At 33.7% G+C, this 1276-nt stretch carries 1 protein-coding gene; it reads right to left on the reverse strand.

Annotated features, from left to right (window positions below; genetic code table 11):
* Positions 1-556: 556 nt before the first annotated feature.
* Positions 557-1186, reverse strand: coding sequence for a hypothetical protein (locus GM556_RS08565; protein WP_155579844.1), 630 nt, complete (start codon positions 1184-1186; stop codon positions 557-559).
* Positions 1187-1276 lie beyond the last annotated feature (90 nt).

A 1276-nucleotide genomic window follows, 5' to 3' on the forward strand; every position in this document is an offset into this window, starting at 1 on the left:
TTAGTCCAAATGGAGCTATTGTAGGTTGTCCATAATCAAAACTTTTCTTCCGTTTTAAATAAAAATGCCAAGTAAAAGCTTCGTTTTGATGCCAAAATACCATCGCCATATAGACACCTATATTAATGCATATACCTTCCCCTTCGTCAGATAATCCCGCACCTAATTTTGATGATTTTCCCCTTCAACCTTTCGACAGAGCCACCTCATAAAGCCACTAGCGAGGATAAAAACCATTCTTTAAACGCCCTCATCTCCTTCGCGCCCAACTCGTTAAACTCAGTGGAATTGAGAACATAGTCATACGAATACATCAGAACATATCTTTATACTAAAAATCCCTTACTTGATGAAAAGATGCTTATGCACCAAAAATAGCCTCTTCACACCCTATCACAACATTCTCAATACTTAATACGACGTTGGCTTAAAAACGCGCCATCATCAGGAAAAGTGCCTTTGCTATTAGAGGGCTACTACTGTGCCAACTTATCCCCATTTTCACGATAAACCAGAACCTAGACATCGCCCATTGTCTAATAAAATAATTGATGACTTACATATATCTTCGTAAAGAGCATATGGAAATCTGACATGAAGACAGAAAATCTTCTAACCTCAAAAGAAAATAATTAATATTATACAAAAAAGGGACATCATAAAAATCACTATGCTTTGCTTTTTCTGAAAATAATACATTAATTGCTATCTGAAGATCCTTTTCTTTTTTGTAAAAAGATGTAAAATAACTCTCCAAAAAAATAAAATCCTTCAAAAACAAACTATTTCTGCATGAAGAAAGTTTACCATAAAAAAGCTCCAACTCCTTCTGAAAACAAATAACGTCAAGATTCTTATTATCTTCAAATAAAATATTTTTATACAATTCACTGAAGTTCACTTTATAGGGTACAGAGTCATTTTCATGAATATGAAACAAATATTGAAGGGATTCATGAAGCACCTCATAGAAATTTATTACTCTTGATAAACTATAGCCAAATTTATCTAATAACAAACCTAAATCATCTGTAGCATACCAATCATTAATATTATTAATCTTCTGGAGAAGGTCAACGGATTCCTTAATATGCTCCTCAAACGAAAGGAAAGAATCCATAAGCTTACCAGAACTATCTTTATTCCTTGCTCTAAAGATTATATGTCTAACGAATTTATACATCATTTCCCTAACCTTCTCCTCCCCAAAGCAGCTCTTTGAAGCTTATTTACATTCACGGCAGCAACTCCGTTAAACACCTTAACAAAAAGAGCC

This window comes from Bombella sp. ESL0378, assembly GCF_009725845.1.
GTDB lineage: Bacteria > Pseudomonadota > Alphaproteobacteria > Acetobacterales > Acetobacteraceae > Bombella > Bombella pollinis.